General features: G+C 75.6%; 20 protein-coding genes. 1 reads left to right on the top strand and 19 read right to left on the bottom strand.

Annotation, left to right across the window (positions count from 1 at the left end; translation table 11 throughout):
• Positions 1-30: 30 nt before the first annotated feature.
• The 4 genes from frr to rpsB all read right to left on the bottom strand — a co-directional run bounded on the left by frr (position 31) and on the right by rpsB (position 3,421).
• The gene (gene frr, locus ACI780_RS08275; RefSeq protein ID WP_457002118.1) at positions 31-588 is read right to left on the bottom strand and encodes a ribosome recycling factor; all 558 of its coding nucleotides are present in this window, start codon (positions 586-588) and stop codon (positions 31-33) included.
• Positions 589-658: 70 nt separating this feature from the next.
• On the bottom strand, positions 659-1,447 hold the full coding sequence (gene pyrH, locus ACI780_RS08270) for a UMP kinase (RefSeq protein WP_456870491.1): 789 nt from the start codon (positions 1,445-1,447) through the stop codon (positions 659-661).
• Between the two features lie 125 nt (positions 1,448-1,572).
• Positions 1,573-2,388, bottom strand: coding sequence for a translation elongation factor Ts (tsf, locus tag ACI780_RS08265; RefSeq protein ID WP_456870490.1), 816 nt, complete (start codon positions 2,386-2,388; stop codon positions 1,573-1,575).
• A gap of 94 nt (positions 2,389-2,482) precedes the next feature.
• On the bottom strand, positions 2,483-3,421 hold the full coding sequence (gene rpsB, locus ACI780_RS08260) for a 30S ribosomal protein S2 (protein ID WP_457002116.1): 939 nt from the start codon (positions 3,419-3,421) through the stop codon (positions 2,483-2,485).
• Between the two features lie 301 nt (positions 3,422-3,722).
• Here rpsB and ACI780_RS08255 point away from each other — a divergent pair, with 301 nt between their 5' ends.
• Positions 3,723-4,229, top strand: a complete 507-nt coding sequence (locus ACI780_RS08255; RefSeq protein WP_457002114.1) for a murein hydrolase activator EnvC family protein — start codon at positions 3,723-3,725, stop codon at positions 4,227-4,229.
• A 17-nt stretch (positions 4,230-4,246) separates the two neighbouring features.
• Here ACI780_RS08255 and whiG read toward each other — a convergent pair whose 3' ends face one another.
• The 15 genes from whiG to rpsP form a co-directional block, all read right to left on the bottom strand.
• Positions 4,247-5,050, bottom strand: a complete 804-nt coding sequence (whiG, locus tag ACI780_RS08250) for an RNA polymerase sigma factor WhiG (RefSeq protein WP_089402533.1) — start codon at positions 5,048-5,050, stop codon at positions 4,247-4,249.
• Positions 5,051-5,137: 87 nt separating this feature from the next.
• Positions 5,138-6,073, bottom strand: coding sequence for a tyrosine recombinase XerC (locus ACI780_RS08245; RefSeq protein WP_456870487.1), 936 nt, complete (start codon positions 6,071-6,073; stop codon positions 5,138-5,140).
• Positions 6,074-6,157: 84 nt separating this feature from the next.
• Positions 6,158-7,411: a DNA-processing protein DprA gene (gene dprA / locus ACI780_RS08240; RefSeq protein ID WP_457002112.1), complete on the bottom strand. Its 1,254-nt coding sequence runs from the start codon at positions 7,409-7,411 to the stop codon at positions 6,158-6,160.
• Positions 7,408-8,928 (bottom strand): YifB family Mg chelatase-like AAA ATPase, encoded by a 1,521-nt coding sequence (locus tag ACI780_RS08235; RefSeq protein WP_457002110.1) that lies wholly within the window; start codon positions 8,926-8,928, stop codon positions 7,408-7,410. The genes dprA and ACI780_RS08235 overlap by 4 nt, the downstream gene beginning before the upstream one ends.
• Positions 8,925-9,284 (bottom strand): YraN family protein, encoded by a 360-nt coding sequence (locus ACI780_RS08230; RefSeq protein WP_457002108.1) that lies wholly within the window; start codon positions 9,282-9,284, stop codon positions 8,925-8,927. The genes ACI780_RS08235 and ACI780_RS08230 overlap by 4 nt, the downstream gene beginning before the upstream one ends.
• Before the next feature lie 131 nt (positions 9,285-9,415).
• A complete protein-coding gene (locus tag ACI780_RS08225; protein ID WP_073421822.1) occupies positions 9,416-9,736 on the bottom strand; it encodes a DUF2469 domain-containing protein in 321 nt (106 codons plus the stop codon).
• Positions 9,733-10,533, bottom strand: a complete 801-nt coding sequence (locus ACI780_RS08220) for a ribonuclease HII (RefSeq protein ID WP_456870483.1) — start codon at positions 10,531-10,533, stop codon at positions 9,733-9,735. The genes ACI780_RS08225 and ACI780_RS08220 overlap by 4 nt, the downstream gene beginning before the upstream one ends.
• 208 nt (positions 10,534-10,741) lie before the next feature.
• Complete coding sequence (locus tag ACI780_RS08215) at positions 10,742-11,458, bottom strand: LuxR C-terminal-related transcriptional regulator (RefSeq protein ID WP_456870482.1); 717 nt, start codon at positions 11,456-11,458, stop codon at positions 10,742-10,744.
• 247 nt (positions 11,459-11,705) lie between these two features.
• Positions 11,706-12,617, bottom strand: coding sequence for a signal peptidase I (gene lepB, locus ACI780_RS08210; protein WP_456870481.1), 912 nt, complete (start codon positions 12,615-12,617; stop codon positions 11,706-11,708).
• Between the two features lie 78 nt (positions 12,618-12,695).
• Positions 12,696-13,052 (bottom strand): 50S ribosomal protein L19, encoded by a 357-nt coding sequence (rplS, locus tag ACI780_RS08205; protein WP_089402526.1) that lies wholly within the window; start codon positions 13,050-13,052, stop codon positions 12,696-12,698.
• A gap of 190 nt (positions 13,053-13,242) precedes the next feature.
• Positions 13,243-13,743 carry an NUDIX hydrolase gene (locus ACI780_RS08200; RefSeq protein WP_457002104.1) on the bottom strand — a complete coding sequence of 167 codons (501 nt, stop codon included), beginning with the start codon at positions 13,741-13,743 and terminating at the stop codon, positions 13,243-13,245.
• Positions 13,736-14,479 (bottom strand): tRNA (guanosine(37)-N1)-methyltransferase TrmD, encoded by a 744-nt coding sequence (gene trmD, locus ACI780_RS08195; protein WP_456870479.1) that lies wholly within the window; start codon positions 14,477-14,479, stop codon positions 13,736-13,738. Before trmD ends, ACI780_RS08200 begins: the two co-directional genes overlap by 8 nt.
• Positions 14,476-15,000 carry a ribosome maturation factor RimM gene (rimM, locus tag ACI780_RS08190; RefSeq protein WP_456870478.1) on the bottom strand — a complete coding sequence of 175 codons (525 nt, stop codon included), beginning with the start codon at positions 14,998-15,000 and terminating at the stop codon, positions 14,476-14,478. Before rimM ends, trmD begins: the two co-directional genes overlap by 4 nt.
• Positions 15,001-15,017: 17 nt before the next feature.
• The gene (locus ACI780_RS08185; RefSeq protein WP_073421815.1) at positions 15,018-15,254 is read right to left on the bottom strand and encodes an RNA-binding protein; all 237 of its coding nucleotides are present in this window, start codon (positions 15,252-15,254) and stop codon (positions 15,018-15,020) included.
• Between the two features lie 3 nt (positions 15,255-15,257).
• On the bottom strand, positions 15,258-15,755 hold the full coding sequence (gene rpsP / locus ACI780_RS08180; RefSeq protein WP_457002101.1) for a 30S ribosomal protein S16: 498 nt from the start codon (positions 15,753-15,755) through the stop codon (positions 15,258-15,260).
• Between the last annotated feature and the right edge of the window lie 98 nt (positions 15,756-15,853).

The raw sequence follows: 15,853 nt of genomic DNA, 5'->3' as shown, positions 1-15,853 counted from the left end.
AGGAGCGCGGAGGGACGCGGAGGGAGCGGCTCAGACCTCGAGCAGCTCGCCCTCCTTGTTCTTGACGGCCTCGTCGATGCTCGCGACGTGCTGGGCGGTGAGGTCGTCGAGCTCCTTCTCCGCGCGGCGCACCTCGTCCTCGCCGGCCTCGCCGTCCCGGCCGATGCGGTCGAGCTCGTCCTTGGCCCGGCGGCGCACGTTGCGGATGGCGACCTTGGCGTCCTCGCCCTTGCTGCGGGCCATCTTCACCAGGTCGCGGCGGCGCTCCTCGGTCAGCTGCGGGAAGACCACGCGGATGATCTGGCCGTCGTTGGTGGGGTTGACGCCCAGGTCGCTGTCGCGGATCGCCCGCTCGATGGCCGAGAGCTGGCCGTTGTCGTAGGGCTTGATGACCGCCATCCGCGCCTCGGGCACGGTGATCGAGGACATCTGCGGGACCGGGGTGGGGGCGCCGTAGTAGTCGACGAGGATCTTGTTGAACATCGACGGCGCGGCGCGGCCGGTCCGCACCGACCCGAGGTCCTCCCGCGCGACCGACAGGGCCTTGTCCATCCGCTCCTCGGCGTCGAGCAGGGTGTCGTCGATCACGGGTCTCTCCTCCTGGGGCGGGGCGTCCCCGCCGTGCTCTGCGGTGCGGCAGGCGCGGTGGGCGCCCGCCTCAGCTGATCAGCGTCCCGATCCTCTCACCTGCCACGGCGCGGGCGATGTTGCCGTCGCTGAGCAGGTTGAAGACGACGATCGGCATGCTGTTGTCCATGCAGAGGCTGATCGCCGTGGCGTCGGCGACCTTCAGCTGCTTGGCCAGCACGGTGGCGTAGTCGAGGTCCTCGTACAGGACCGCGTCGGGGTTGGTGCGGGGGTCGTCGTCGTACACGCCGTCGACGCCGTTCTTGGCCATGAGCAGCACCTGGCAGCCGATCTCCAGGGCGCGCTGGGCGGCGACGGTGTCGGTGGAGAAGTAGGGCATGCCGGCGCCGGCGCCGAAGATGACCAGCCGGCCCTTCTCCATGTGCCGCACGGCCTTGCGCGGGATGTAGGGCTCGGCGACCTGGCCCATCTCGATGGCCGTCTGCACCCGCGTCTGCAGGCCGACCTGCTCGCAGAACGCCTGCAGCGCCAGGGCGTTCATGACCGTGCCGAGCATGCCCATGTAGTCGGCGTGCCGGCGGTCCATCCCGGCCTCGGCGAGCTCCGCGCCCCGGAAGAAGTTGCCCCCGCCGACGACGACGGCGACCTGCGTGCCGCCGCGGACGACGGCGGCCAGCTGACCGGCGATGGACTGCACGATGCCGGAGTCGACGCCGACGTTGCCGCCGCCGAAGGCCTCACCGGAGAGCTTGAGCAGCACCCGCTTGTAGCCCGCGCCGTCGGCGGGTGCGAACGCGGTGGGCGCCGACAGCGGTGCGTGCGTCAGGGGGGTCGTCTGCGGCGTGGCGGTCTCGGTCAACTGCTCATCCCTCGCTCGACGTCGTTCTGGGTGATCCTGCCAGCCGGGCCCGGACACGCCACCGGCCCCGTCCCAGGAAGGGAACGGGGCCGGACGGGGACGACGGGGTCCTTCGGTGCGGCTCGTTACGCCTGGCCGACCTCGAAGCGGGCGAACCGCTGCACGGTCAGGCCGGCGTCGTCGAGGATCTGCTTCACCGTGCGCTTGGGCTCGGTGATCGACGGCTGCTCGAGCAGGACGAAGTCCTTGTAGTAGGCGTTGACCCGGCCCTCGACGATCTTGGTGATCGCCTGCTCGGGCTTGCCCTCCTCCTTGGCGGTCTGCTCGGCGACGCGGCGCTCGGTCTCGACCGCCTCGGCCGGGACCTCCTCGCGGCTGAGGAAGCGCGGGCGGGCGGCGGCGATGTGCATCGCCAGCGACCGCGCGGCCTCCTCGTCCCCGCCCTGGTACTGCACCGCGACACCGATGGCCGGGGGCAGGTCGGTCGCCCGCTTGTGCAGGTACACCGCGGTCGGGCCCTCGAAGGTGGCGAAGCGGGAGAGGACGAGCTTCTCGCCGATGCGGGCGGACTCGCCCTCGATCAGCGCGGCGACGGTCTGGCCGTCGACCTCGGTGGCCAGCAGCTCGTCGAGGCTGGCCGGGGACTTCTCGAGCACGATCTCGATGAGCCGCTCGGCGAGCGCGACGAAGTCGGCGTTCTTGGCGACGAAGTCGGTCTCGCAGTCGAGCTCGAGCAGCGCGCCGTGCTTGCTGACGACGATGCCGTTGGTCGTGGAGCGCTCGAGGCGCTTGCCGACGTCCTTGGCGCCCTTGATGCGCAGCAGCTCGATGGCCTTGTCGTACTCGCCGTCGGCGTCGGTCAGGGCCTTCTTGGCGTCCATCATGCCGGCGCCGGTGGCGTCGCGGAGCCGCTTGACGTCGGCGGCGGTGAAGGCAGGCATGTCACTTCCTCCTCAGGTGGAGAGCGGGGTGGGTGCGGACGTGCGGCGGCGCCGCCGCCCGGGCGCAGGTGCGCGGGACGGCGGCGCCGGCGGGTCAGCCGTTCTGGGCGCCCTGGGTGCCGGTGGCGGTGTCGCCGGTGGCGGGCACGCCCTCGACCGGGGCGATCTCCTCGGCGGACACGGCGGGCGGGGCGACCGGGGTCTCGGGCAGCGGGGCGGCCTGCGCGTCCGCGGCGGCGCCGTCGGCCTGGCCGGTCAGCAGCTCGCGCTCCCAGTCCGCCAGCGGCTCGCCGCCGCCGATGGCCGGCTCGCCGCCGTCCTCGCGCCCGGCGTTGGCCTGCGCGGCCGAGCGGGCCATGAGGCCCTCGGCGACGGCGTCGGCGACCACGCGGGTCAGCACGGTGATGCTGCGGATTGCGTCGTCGTTGCCGGGGATCTTGTAGTCGACCTCGTCGGGGTCGCAGTTGGTGTCGAGGATCGCGACGACCGGGATGTTGAGCTTGCGCGCCTCGCCGACGGCGATGTGCTCCTTCTTGGTGTCGACGATCCAGATGGCGCTGGGCACCTTCTGCATGTCGCGGATGCCGCCGAGGCTGCGCTCGAGCTTGGCCTTCTCGCGGGTCAGGCCGAGCTGCTCCTTCTTGGACAGGCTGACCAGCACGCCGGTCTGCTCCATGTCCTCGAGCTCCTTGAGCCGCTGCAGCCGCTTGTGCACCGTCTGGAAGTTGGTGAGCATGCCGCCCAGCCAGCGCTGGTTGACGTAGGGCATGCCGACGCGCTGCGCCTGCTCGGCGACGACCTCCTGCGCCTGGCGCTTGGTGCCGACGAACAGGATCGTCCCGCCGTGGGAGACCGTCTGCTTGACGAACTCGTAGGCCGAGTCGATGTACCCGAGCGTCTGCTGCAGGTCGATGATGTAGATGCCGTTGCGCTCGGTGAAGATGAACCGCTTCATCTTCGGGTTCCAGCGACGGGTCTGGTGCCCGAAGTGGACGCCGCTGTCGAGCAGCTGCTTCATGCTGACGACTGCCATGGCCGCAGCCTTCCTGTCTGCGCGCGGCCGCCGGGCGGCCACGCTCCTCGGTTGACGCGGGCGCCGGGTGACGGCCCGCCCTGGCGTCCCGCGGCGCCACCGACCCGGTGCGGGACCGGGACCGAGGTGGGGCTGCCCCGCCGGTGCGGGCGGGAGGAGGACGCGCGGAGTCGACCCGTGCACACGGGTCGCGCCGACGAGCATACGCCGTGGCGGGCGGCCTCCTCCCCCGAGGGCGGCGCCGTCCACAGGCCCCGGCGACCGCTCTCCTCCCGGCCGCCGGACGGCGAGGCTGCTGCGGGTGCGCGCCCACCTGCTCCTCGCCGTCCTGGTGGCCTGCGCGGCCGCCCTCGCCCCGGCCGGGGCCGCGGCGGGTCCCGCCGTCCCGGTCGCGGCGCCGCCGTGGGTCTCCCCGCTCGGCGAGCCGCCGGCGGTGACCCGGCCCTTCGCTCCCCCGCCGTCGGCGTACGGGCCGGGGCACCGGGGCGCGGACCTGGCCGGGGCGCCCGGGGACGTGGTCCGCGCGGCCGGGGACGGCGTCGTCGTCTTCGCCGGGATGGTCGCCGGCCGGCCGGTGGTCAGCGTCGACCACGCCGGCGGGCTGCGGACCACCTACGAGCCGGTCGCGCCCGCCGTCGGGGCCGGGCAGCAGGTGCGGCGCGGGGACCCGCTGGGCACGCTGGCCGCCGGCCACGAGGGCTGCCCCGCCGCGGCCTGCGTGCACTGGGGGCTGCGCCGCGGCGAGGTGTACCTCGACCCCCTGGCGCTGCTGCGGCCGCCGCGGGTGCGGCTGCTGCCGCTCGGGTGACCTCCCGCGCGCCGACGTCAGGCGATGTCGGCGAGCTTGGTGCGCAGGTGCAGGACGGCCTTGGTGTGCAGCTGGCAGATGCGGCTCTCCGTGACGCCGAGGACGCGGCCGATGTCGGCCAGCGTCAGCCCCTCGAAGTAGTAGAGGCTGACGACGACCTTCTCCCGCTCGGGCAGCTGCTCGACGGCGCGGGCCAGCAGCTGGCGCGACTCCCCGTGCTCGGCGACGGCCTGCGGGTCGAGGGCGTTGGCGTCCTGCAGCGTGTCCACCAGGCGCGGGGCGCCACCGTCGTCGTCGGTGAGCAGCTCGTCGAGGGCGACGACGTTGACCAGCGACAGCTGGCCGAGGAACTTGCGCACCTCCTCGACGTCCATGTCCATCTCCGCCGCGATCTCCTCGTCGGTGGGACTGCGCTGCAGCCGGCTCTCCAGGGCGGCGACGGTCCGCTCGAACTGCCGGGCCCGCATGCGCACCGACCGCGGGATCCAGTCGGTGCTGCGCAGCTCGTCGATGATCGCGCCGCGGATGCGGGACATCGCGTAGCTCTCGAACTTGACCTCGCGCGAGGGCTGGTAGCGGGTGATCGCGTCGATGAGGCCGAAGGTGCCGTAGGAGACGAGGTCGGCGTGCTCGACGTGCGCGGGCAGGCCGCTGCCGACCCGGCCGGCGACGTACTTCACCAACGGCGCGTAGTGCAGGATCAGCCGGTCGCGCAGCGCCGGTGACCGGTCGGCGACGTACTGCGCCCACAGGTCGGCGAGTGCGGCGTCGGCGTCCTCGTCGGGGTCGCCGCCGATCCGGTGGATGGTCGCCTCGGGCACGTCGGCACTCCCCGCTTCGTGGTGGGCTCGGTCCCCGCGGTGCCGCGGGGAGGCGGTGGACTGGGTGGAGTCGGGCACGGGCCCCGGTCAGGCCCTCGGGTGGGCCTGGGCGTGCACGGCGCGCAGCCGCTCGACCGTCACGTGCGTGTAGATCTGCGTCGTGGCGAGGCTAGCGTGGCCCAGCAGCTCCTGGACCGAGCGCAGGTCGGCGCCGCCCTCGAGCACGTGGGTGGCCGCGGAGTGCCGCAGACCGTGCGGTCCGACGTCGGGCGCACCCGGTGCGCGGGCCACCGCGGCGTGCACCGTGCGGCGGGCCTCGCGGGGGTCGAGCCGGCGCCCGCGCAGTCCGAGCAGCAGGGCCGGTCCGGACTCGGCGGTGGCCAGCGCGGGGCGGCCGCGGACCAGCCAGGCGTCCAGCGCCCGCTCGGCCGGGGCGCCGTAGGGGACGCTGCGCTCCTTGCGGCCCTTGCCGAGGACCCGCAGCAGCCGGCGGCCGCGGTCGACGTCGTCGACGTCGAGGCCGACGAGCTCGCTGACCCGGATCCCGCTGGCGTAGAGCAGCTCCAGCACGACGGCGTCCCGCAGCCCCACCGGCTCCTCGGCGTCGGCGGTGGACTCGACGACCGCGCGGGCCTGGTCGGGGGCGAGCACGTCGGGCAGCGTGCGGTGGGCCTTCGGGCTGACCAGCCGCTGGCCGACGTCCTCCGGGGTGAGCCCCGCGCGGCGCAGCCAGGCGGTGAGGGAGCGGGCGGCGGCCGCGCGGCGGGCGGTGGTGGCGCGGCCGGCGCCCCGCGTCCTGCCCTGCGCCAGCCAGCTGCGCAGCGCGGCGAGGTCGAGCTCGTCGACGCGGGTGCCGCCGCGGCGGGCCAGGTGGTCGAGCAGCCAGACGGCGTCGGTGACGTACCCGCGCACGGTGTGCGGGGACAGGTCCCGCTCGCCGGTGAGGAACTCCTCGTAGCCCTCGAGCGCCGCCGCGAGCACCGGGGGCAGCGCGGCGCGGGCGTCGGCGGTGCGGGCGGTCACGGTCCGACCGTCCGACGGCGCCGTCGCCCGGTCAAGGCGCCGCGCCGGTCGGTCGCCCGCGACGGAACCGCTGTCCCACCGACCTCAGCGGCGCCCCCGTTCCCGCGGCGCCGGGGCCAGTCGCCAGCCGGTGCCGGTCCACTGCACGAGGTCGGCGACCTCCAGGCCCGGGAGCACCCGCATCGCCTCCAGCGGGTCGCAGCCGGCGACGGCCGCCAGCCGCTCGGCGCTGACCCCGACGCGGACCGGGCAGGCGTCGAGCACCCGGCGGGCGAGGTCGGAGAGCCCGTCGCGCGGGGACACCGGCCGCTCGGCGGGGTCGGCGAGGTCCTCCCCGAGGCTGCCGACCGCCTCGATCACCTGCGCGGCGTTGCCCACCAGCCGGGCGCCGCTCTCCTCCTCGCGCAGCAGCTCGTGGCAGCCCACCGACATCGCCGAGGTGACCGGGCCGGGGACGACCAGCACCTGCTTGCCCAGCGCGCGGGCCCGCCGGGCGGTGGCCTGCGCGCCGGAGCGGGCCGCGGCCTCGACCACCACGGTGCCGCGGGTCAGCCCGGCGATGATGCGGTTGCGGACCAGGAAACGGTGCCGGTGCGGCGCCGCGCCCGGCGGCCACTCGCTGACCAGCAGGCCGCCGCCGTCGACGACGCGCTCGAACACCGCCGAGTGGGCGGCCGGATAGGCCCGGTCGATCCCGCACGCGAGCACCACCACGGTGGGCGCCCCCGCGGCCAGCGCGCCCCGGTGGGCGGCGACGTCGATGCCGTAGGCCCCGCCGGAGACCACCGTCCAGCCCCGCTCCCCCAGCTGGGCGCCGAGGTCGGCGGCCACGTGCTCGCCGTAGGCGGTCGACGCCCGGGACCCCACCACCGCCACCGAGCGGTCGACCGTGGCGTCGAGCGGGGCCGCACCGCGCACCCACAGCGCCAGCGGCGGCACCAGCGCGGTCGTACGGTCGCGCCGGGCGCCCGGGTCGTCGCCGTGCCCACCGGCGTGCGCGGCCAGCGTCAGCGGGTGCAGCGCCGGGCCCGGCCACTCGTCGTCCTCGGGGACGACCAGCCGCGCGCCGCAGCGCTGCGCGCGGCGCAGGTCGGCCAGGCTGGCGTCCTGCTCGGCCCGGGCGCCGACGAGGGCGCGGAGGGCGGCCGGCGCCGTGCCGTCGCGCAGCGCGCGCACCACCCCGGCCGGGCCGGTGTCCTCGACGAACCGCCACAGCTCCACCGAACCCGGCTCGGCCGCGCGGGTCAGCCACGCCCGCGCCCGCCGCAGCCCCGCGGCGCCGGCCGGTGAGGCCGGGTCGTCGACGGCCGCCGCCAGGTCGTCCTCCAGCCCGCTCACGCCGCCGCCCGCTGCAGCCGCATGCCCAGCGCCTCGGCGACGTCGTCGCCGCCGGGCGTCGTCCGGCCGTCGAGGTCGGCCAGCGTCCAGGCGACCCGCAGCACCCGGTCCAGGCCCCGCACCGACAGCAGACCGCGGTCCAGCGCCCGCTCGGCCAACGCCAGGGTGGTCCGCGGCAGCGGCCAGCGCTCCCGCAGCAGCCGCCCGGGCACCTGGCTGTTGAGCGACAGCCCGCTTCCCCGCAGCCGGGCACCGGCGGCCCCCCGCGCGACGGCGACCCGCGCGGCCACCGTGGCCGTGGGCTCCGGCGCCACGTCGGCGGCCAGCCACGCGGCCCGGGTGACCGGCGGCAGCTCCACCCGCAGGTCGATGCGGTCGAGCAGCGGACCCGACAGCCGCGACCGGTAGCGGCGCCGCTCCAGCGGGCTGCAGGTGCACGCGACGTCCCCGGCGGCGCTCGCGCACGGGCACGGGTTGGCCGCCAGCACCAGCTGCGCCCGGCAGGGGAAGGTCGCCGACCCGGCGACCCGGCTGATCGTCACCGACCCGCGCTCCAGCGGCTGGCGCAGGGTGTCCAGCGTCGCGCGCGGGAACTCCGGCGCCTCGTCGAGGAAGAGCACCCCGCGGTGGGCCCGGCACAGCGCGCCGGGACGGATCGCCCCCGAGCCGCCGCCGACGAGCGCGGCCATGGTGGCCGAGTGGTGCGGCGCCTCGAAGGGCGGCCGGCCCACCAGCGGTGCGCCGGGCGGGAGGGTGCCGGCGACCGAGTGGATCGCGGTGACCTCGAGGGCGGCCTCCTCGTCGAGCACCGGCAGCAGGCCGGGCAGCCGCTCGGCGAGCATCGTCTTGCCCGCCCCGGGCGGGCCGGTGAGGTACAGGTGGTGCCCGCCGGCGGCGGCCACCTCGACCGCGCGCCGCCCGGCCGCCTGCCCGACCACGTCGGCGAGGTCGGGAACGGGCGCCGGGGGCGGCAGCGGCCCCCGGACGTGCGGCGTCAGGCGGGTGCGGCCCGACAGGTGGTCCACCAGGTCGCCCAGCGTGGCGGCCGCGAGGACGTCGACCCCGGCGACCAGCGCCGCCTCGTCGGCGTTGCCGGCCGGGACGACGACGGTGGCGTGACCGGCGCGTGCCGCGGCGAGCACGGCCGGCAGCACGCCGCGGACCGGGCGCACCGACCCGTCGAGCCCCAGCTCGCCGAGCAGGACCAGGCCGTCGGCGGACTCGGCCGGGAGCGTGCCCGCGGCGGCCAGGACCGCGGCGGCCAGCGCGAGGTCGAACCCGCTGCCCTGCTTGGGCATGGCGGCCGGCGACAGCCCGATGGTGATCCGGCGCATCGGCCAGGAGGCGCCGGTGTTGACGACGGCGGCGCGGACGCGGTCGACCGACTGGCGCACCACCGCGTCGGGGAGACCCACGAGGACGACGCCGGGCAGCCCGGCGGACATGTCCACCTCGACCTCGACCATCGCGCCGGTGACCCCCGCCAGGCCCACCGACCAGGTGCGGGCGAGGGTCACGAGAAGGCCCCGCGCAGGTGGGTGACGACGGCCGGCCCCGTCGGCGGGACGAGCACGCCGACGACGTCGAAGCGCAGGTCGGGCGCGTGCTCGTCGTGCGCGGCCAGCCAGCGCTGGGCCAGCGTGCGCAGCCGCCGCCGCTTGGCCGCCGGCACCGCCTCGACGGGGTGGCCGAAGCCGGTGGCGCGGCGGGTCTTCACCTCGCAGAAGACGATCGCCGCGCCCTCGCGGGCGACGATGTCGAGCTCGCCGTCGCGGCAGCGCCAGTTGCGGTCGAGGACGCGCAGCCCGGCGTCGGTGAGGTAGGCCGCGGCGATCGACTCGCCGCGGCTGCCGAGGGAGGTGGTGGTGGACACCCGCCGACCGTGACCGCCGCCGGGCGCCGGCGGCGGGGCCCGCCGGGGTCTGTGGACGGCGGCGCGGGCTGTGGACGGCCGGGGCGGTCGTGTCGTCCCGGCGGGTCAGCCTCCGGGGCGTGGAGAGCGGATCAGGTGATGCGGGGCCCGTCGGGCAGCTCGAGGTCGGGCTTGTCGAGCTCCTCGACGTTGACGTCCTTGAACGTCAGCACCCGCACGTTGCGCACGAACCGGGCCGGCCGGTACATGTCCCAGACCCAGGCGTCGGAGAGCTTGAGCTCGAAGAACACCTCGCCGCCGGCCTCGCGGACCTGCAGGTCGACGGAGTTGGCCAGGTAGAAGCGGCGCTCGGTCTCCACCACGTAGGTGAACTGCCGGACGATGTCCCGGTACTCGCGATAGAGCTGCAGCTCCATCTCGGTCTCGTACTTCTCCAGGTCCTCGGTGCTCATCGCGGCTCTCCGGAGACGGTGCGCATGCCCCCATCATCGACCATGCCGCCCGCGGCGGTGAGCTGGAGCTCCCGGCCGGCGCGCGCGTCGCGGGCGCGGACGACGTTGACGAAGCGCGACCGGTGCTCGGGGCAGGGCCCGTGACGCTCCAGCGCGGCGGTGTGGGCCTCGGTCGTGTAGCCCTTGTGCACCGCGAAGTCGTACTGCGGGAAGCGCTCGTGCAGGTCGAGCATGATCCGGTCGCGGGTCACCTTGGCCAGCACCGACGCCGCGGCCACGCAGGCCGCGACCCGGTCGCCCTTCCACACGGCGAGGGTCGGCACGCCCAGGCCGGGCACGGCGAAGCCGTCGGTCAGCACGTAGTCGGCCGCGGGGTCGAGCGTGCTCACCGCGCGGCGCAGGGCCTCGAGGTTGGTCACGTGCATGCCGCGCGCGTCGAGGTCGGTCACCGGGATGACGACCACCGACCAGGAGACCGCGCGGGCGACGACCTCGTCGTAGACGCGGTCGCGGGCGGCGGCGGTGAGCAGCTTGGAGTCGGCCAGGCCCGGGACGCGGCCGCGCCGGCCGGCGGGCAGCACGCAGGCGGCGGCCACCAGCGGGCCGGCGCAGGCACCGCGTCCGGCCTCGTCGGCACCGGCGACGGCGGAGAAGCCGCGGCGGCGCAGCGAGCGCTCCATGTCCCACAGCGCGTCGCCGGGGGCGTCGGTGCCGGCGTCCGCGGGCGGGACGGGACGGCGGGTGCGGGCGGCCGGCGCGGCGGCGGCCCGCTGGGCGGGGGGAAGACGGCCTGCCATCGCCGTCCGACAGTACGACCCGGCACCGACGGCCCGGCCGGACGGTCGGCCCGCCCACCGGGCGGCGATCGGCAGGAGGTCGGTCGGCGAGAACGACCGCGGGCCGGTCCCCGGGGTCAGAGGGGACCGGCCCGCGGACCGGAGCGGGCGCCGGGGCCCGCGGGCCGGACCGCCGAGGAGGCGGACGGTCCGGACAGAACGAGAGGGCTCATGCCTCCACGGAGGCCGGGGTGGTCAGGCCGTGGGCGCCGCAGGTGCAGGAGGCCGAGCCCCGCGCGGACAGCACCAGCGAGACCGCGTGCGCCCGGTCGCGGGCACCCAGCTTGCGCAGGATCGCCTTGACGTGCGACTTGACGGTGTCCTCACTGATGAACAGGTTGCGGCCGATCTGCCGGTTGGACTGGCCCTGCAGCAGCTCGTCGAGGACGTCGGACTCGCGGCGGGTCAGCGGCACCTCGGGGGTGAGCGGCTTGCCCACGGGCGCGGCGGTGGGCTCGACCCGGCGGATCTGCGGGTCGACGACGGTGCGGCCGGCGCGAGCGGCCAGGATCGCCCAGCCGAGCAGGGTCGGCGAGGTGTTGAGCATCAGGTACCCGCGGACACCGGCGGCGACGGCCTCGTTGACCACGGCGGGGTCCTCGGAGGTGGCCAGGGCCACCACGGCGACCCGCGGGAAGCGGCGGCGCAGGTCGCGGATGACGTTGAGGGTGGCGGCGCGCCCGGCGCCCAGCTCCACGACCACGGCGTCGGGACGGGCGGTCTCGACCAGGGTCAGGGCCCGGCGCAGCTCGCCGGGGGTGCCCACCGACTGCATGCCGGCGGTCTCGTTGACCATGCCGACCAGGCCACGGCGCAGGACGGGGGCGTCGGCCAGGAGGAGCACGCGGGTGACGCCGCGGGTGGCGCTGGCCAGGGGTGCGGACACGACTTACTCCATTTCGGGGAACCGATTTGCTCTCGACCACTCCATCGGGTTCCACCGACCATTGCTTGAACACATTCTGGGGATTTTTCTGAGCCGAGTGTCCGCGACCGTCGTCACACGGGAAACGACCTCGATTGGTTGTCGACATGGCGACGACCATTCCGGGAATGGTCGTCCGAGAGGTCCGGGAACGACGACGGCGCCGTCCCGGGGGCGGGACGGCGCCGTCGGAGGACGCGGGGCGGGGTCAGCCCGGGGGCGGGCGCAGGCGGCGGTCGCGGTTCCACACCGCCACGGGGACCGCGCCGGCCAGGCCCAGGCCCAGCGGGGCGACCTGCCCGACCGCGCCCCCGATCGCACCCCCCGCCGCGGCGGCCTCGGTGCCCTGGATGTCGGGAGAATCGAGGGTGCCGAAGCGGTCGATCGGCCACACGATGAGCGCGGCCTTGCCGATGACGTCGTCGACGGCGATCGTGCCGCCGTAGCGGTCACCGACGTGCGAGCGGGAGTCGGCGGAGGCCGAGCGGTGGTCGCCCATGACCCACAGCCGCCCCTCCGGCACGGTCACCGGGCCGAAGGCGCGGGTCTCGATCGGGGTGTTCTCGTAGATGTAGGGCTCGTCGAGGGGCTCACCGTCGACGGTCACCCGGCCCTCGGCGTCGCAGCACTGCACGGTCTGCCCACCCACGGCGATGACGCGCTTGACGTAGTCGTCCTCGCTCGGCGGGGCGACGCCGACCGCGCGGCCGAGCCACAGCAGGGCGCCGGTGAACCAGTTCGACGGCTCGGAGATCTCGACCTCGGGCACCCAGGTGTCCGGCCCCTGGAAGACGACGATGTCGCCGGGCTCGGGGTCGCCGAACCAGTACGGGACCTTGTTGACCAGCACCCGGTCACCGGTGCAGCCCGGGCAGCCGTGCAGCGTCTGCTCCATCGACCCCGACGGGATGAAGAACGCCTGCGCCAGGAAGGTCTTCACCAGCAGCGCCAGTACGAAGGCCACGACCAGCAGGACGGGCAGCTCGCGCAGCAGCGAGGTCTTCTTCTCCGGCCGGGCGGCGCGGCGCTGCCAGGGCAGGCGGCGGCGGGCGGACGACTCGGGTGGCGGGTCCTCCCCGGGAACGACGTCGGCGGGCCCCCCGGACCGGTCACTGCTCATCGGAGTCAGCGTACGGCCGCGGGAGACCCGCCGTGGTCAGGCCGGGCTGTCAGCGCCCTCGACAGCGCCCGGGACGACTCAGCGCGCGACGGTCTCGCGACGCTCCTTGATCTTGGCGGCCTTGCCGCGCAGCTCGCGCAGGTAGTACAGCTTGGCGCGGCGGACGTCACCGCGGGTCACGACCTCGATCTTCTCGACGACCGGGGTGTGCACCGGGAAGGTGCGCTCCACGCCCACGCCGAAGCTGACCTTGCGGACGGTGAAGGTCTCGCGGATCCCGCCGCCCTGGCGCCGGATGACCACGCCCTGGAAGACCTGGATGCGCGAGCGGTTGCCCTCGACGACGCGGACGTGCACCTTGACGGTGTCCCCGGGGCGGAACTCGGGGATGTCGTCGCGCAGCGAGTCGGCGTCGAGTACGTCCAGGGTGTTCATCGCAGCTTGTCCTCGGTCTCAGCGGTGGATCAGCGGTGGCTCGTGTGTCGGCCCGGGCAGCGGGGTGCCCCACGCTCCGGACCAGGTGTGCGGCTGCGACTCCGGGAGGGAGTGCCCGTCGGCGGGCGCCTCCGGTCTGCAGCGACTCTCTACTGTGCCACATCCGGGCCGACGTGCCGAGCGCGGGAGGTCAGTCGACCACGCGGGGTGGCCGACGCCACGGCCCGGCGAGCAGCTCGGGCAGCACCGCGGCGAGCTCGCGCGGCGCGAACTCCACGTCGCCGGCGGCGATCTCCTCCGCCGTCCACCAGCGGTGCGGCTCCTCCCCCAGCAGCTCCAGCTCGGTGCGGCCGGCGGGGTCGACCTCGTGGACGACGTCGCGCAGGACGAAGAAGGTCTCCCGCGAGTCGACGTCGACGCCGGCGAAGGGGCCCACGTGCCGGCGGAACCACACCGGACCCTCGAGCGCGGCGGGGTCGACGACCAGCCCGATCTCCTCGGCCAGCTCCCGGGCGGCGGCCTGCCGGACGCTCTCGCCGTCCTCCACTCCCCCGCCGGGCGTGTACCAGAACAGCACCTCGCCGGGCGGGACCGCGGGGTCGGTCAACCGGGCCCCCAGCAGCAGCACCCGCCCGTCGGGATCGAGCACGACCACCCGCGCCGTCGGCCGGACCCAGGGCCGCTCAGGCACCGTCGAGGACCGCCCGGTCGGCCGGCGACAGCGCGTCCTCGGGCAGCGCGGCCAGCAGGTCGGGACGGCGGTCGGCGGTGCGCCGCAGCGACTCCGCGCGCCGCCAGCGGGCCACCGCGGCGTGGTCGCCGGACAGCAGCACCGGCGGGACGTCGAGGCCGCGCCACGACGCCGGCCGGGTGTAGGAGGGGCCCTCGAGCAGGCCGTCGGCGTGCGAGTCGAACTCCACCGACTCGCGGTTGCCGACGACGCCGGGCAGCAGCCGGGTGACCGCCTCGACCATCACCAGCACCGCCGACTCCCCGCCGGCGAGCACGTAGTCGCCGATGGAGACCTCCGACACGGGGCCGGAGGCGGCGGCCCACTCGGCCACCCGCTGGTCGATGCCCTCATAGCGACCGCAGGCGAAGACCAGGCCGGGCTCGGCGGCCCACTCCGCGGCGACCGCCTGGGTGAACGGCCGCCCGGCCGGCGTCGGCACGACCAGCCGGGTGCCCGGCGGGCGGACGGCCTCCAGCGCCCGCGCCCACGGCTCGGGCCGCATCACCATGCCCGGCCCGCCGCCGTAGGGGGCGTCGTCGACGGTGCGGTGGACGTCGTCGGTCCACTGCCGCAGGTCGTGCACGCCGACGGCGACCAGCCCGCGCTCGGCCGCCTTGCCCAGCAGCGACTGCCGCAGCGGGGCCAGGTACTCGGGGAAGATGGTGACGACGTCGACGCGGTACGGGTCGCTCACAGGTCGAGCAGCCCCTCGGGCGGGTCGACGACGACCAGGCCGCCGGCGAGGTCGACGGTCGGCACGATCGCGGTGACGAACGGCACCAGCAGCTCGCCGCCGTCGGCCCGCGCGACGACCAGCAGGTCGGCGCCCTCGTGGCGGACCGCGGTGACCTCGCCCAGCGGCGTGCCGTCGGGGAGCCGCGCGGCCAGGCCGACGAGCTGGTGGTCGTAGAAGGCCTCGGGGTCCTCCAGCGCCGGCAGGTCGGCGACCGGGACCTCGAGCAGGGTGTCGCGCAGGGTCTCGACGGCCTCGCGGCTGTCGTAGCCCTCGAACGCGAGCAGCAGCACCTCGCGGTGCCAGCGGGCGCCGGCGACGGTCAGCGGACCGCGGTCGGCGGGATCGGTGCGCAGGACCGCGCCGGGGACGAACCGGGCGTCGGGGTCGTCGGTGCGCAGCTCGACGGTGGCCTCACCGCGGACACCGTGGGGCCGGCCGATGCGGCCGACCACCACGGTGTCCGGAGGAGTGGGTCCCACGTCCGGGACGCGGGGGCTCAGCGCCCGTCGGTGTCGACGACGTCGACCCGCAGGCCGCGGCCGCCGACGCCGGCCATGACGGTGCGCAGGGCCTTGGCCGTGCGGCCGCCGCGGCCGATCACCTTGCCGAGGTCGTCGGGGTGGACCCGGACCTCGAGGGTCTTGCCGCGGCGACCGCCGACGAGGTCGACGGTGACGTCGCGCGGGTGGTCGACGATTCCCTTGACCAGGTGCTCGAGCGCCTCTTCGAGCACGTCTTACTCGGCGGGCGTCTCGGCCGCGCCGTCGGTGGCGGCGGGCGTGGCGTCGGCAGCCGGGGTGGCGTCGGCGGCCGGGGTGGCGTCGGCGGCCGGGGCGGCGTCGGCCTTGGGGGCGGCCTTCTTCTTCGGGGTGGTGGCACCCGCGGCCGGCTCCTCGCCGGAGCTGCGGACGGCCTCCTCGTAGAGGGCCTTGCGGTCGGGCTTGGGGGCGGCGACCTTCATGGGCGGCGGAGCCGGCTCGCCCTTGAACTTCTGCCAGTCACCGGTGACGCGGAGGATGGCCGCGACGGCCTCGGTGGGCTGGGCGCCGACGCCGAGCCAGTACTGCGCGCGCTCGCTGTCGACCTCGATGAAGGAGGGGTCCTCCTTCGGGTGGTACTTGCCGATCGTCTCGATCGAGCGGCCCTCGCGCTTGGTGCGCGCGTCGGCGACGACGATCCGGTAGTACGGAGCACGCATCTTGCCCAGACGCATGAGCTTGATCTTGGTGGCCACGGTGGCTCGGATTCTCCTCGAACGCTGTTCGTCGGTGCTCGCCGGACGGACGCGTGGGGTTACGCCGGGGCGGAGCCAGGGACACGGCCGGCGACGGT

The organism is Geodermatophilus sp. SYSU D00814 (assembly GCF_054050055.1).
Note: the sequence above shows the minus strand (reverse complement) of the source record. Positions and strands in the feature narration are given on the sequence as shown.

Coding starts and splice junctions, on each gene's coding strand:
- tsf (WP_456870490.1), bottom strand. CDS start 2,388: ATGCCTGCCTTCACCGCCGCCGACGTCAAGCGGCTCCGCGACGCCACC.
- rpsB (WP_457002116.1), bottom strand. CDS start 3,421: ATGGCAGTCGTCAGCATGAAGCAGCTGCTCGACAGCGGCGTCCACTTC.
- ACI780_RS08225 (WP_073421822.1), bottom strand. CDS start 9,736: ATGAGCACCGAGGACCTGGAGAAGTACGAGACCGAGATGGAGCTGCAG.
- ACI780_RS08220 (WP_456870483.1), bottom strand. CDS start 10,533: ATGGCAGGCCGTCTTCCCCCCGCCCAGCGGGCCGCCGCCGCGCCGGCC.
- lepB (WP_456870481.1), bottom strand. CDS start 12,617: ATGAGCAGTGACCGGTCCGGGGGGCCCGCCGACGTCGTTCCCGGGGAG.
- rplS (WP_089402526.1), bottom strand. CDS start 13,052: ATGAACACCCTGGACGTACTCGACGCCGACTCGCTGCGCGACGACATC.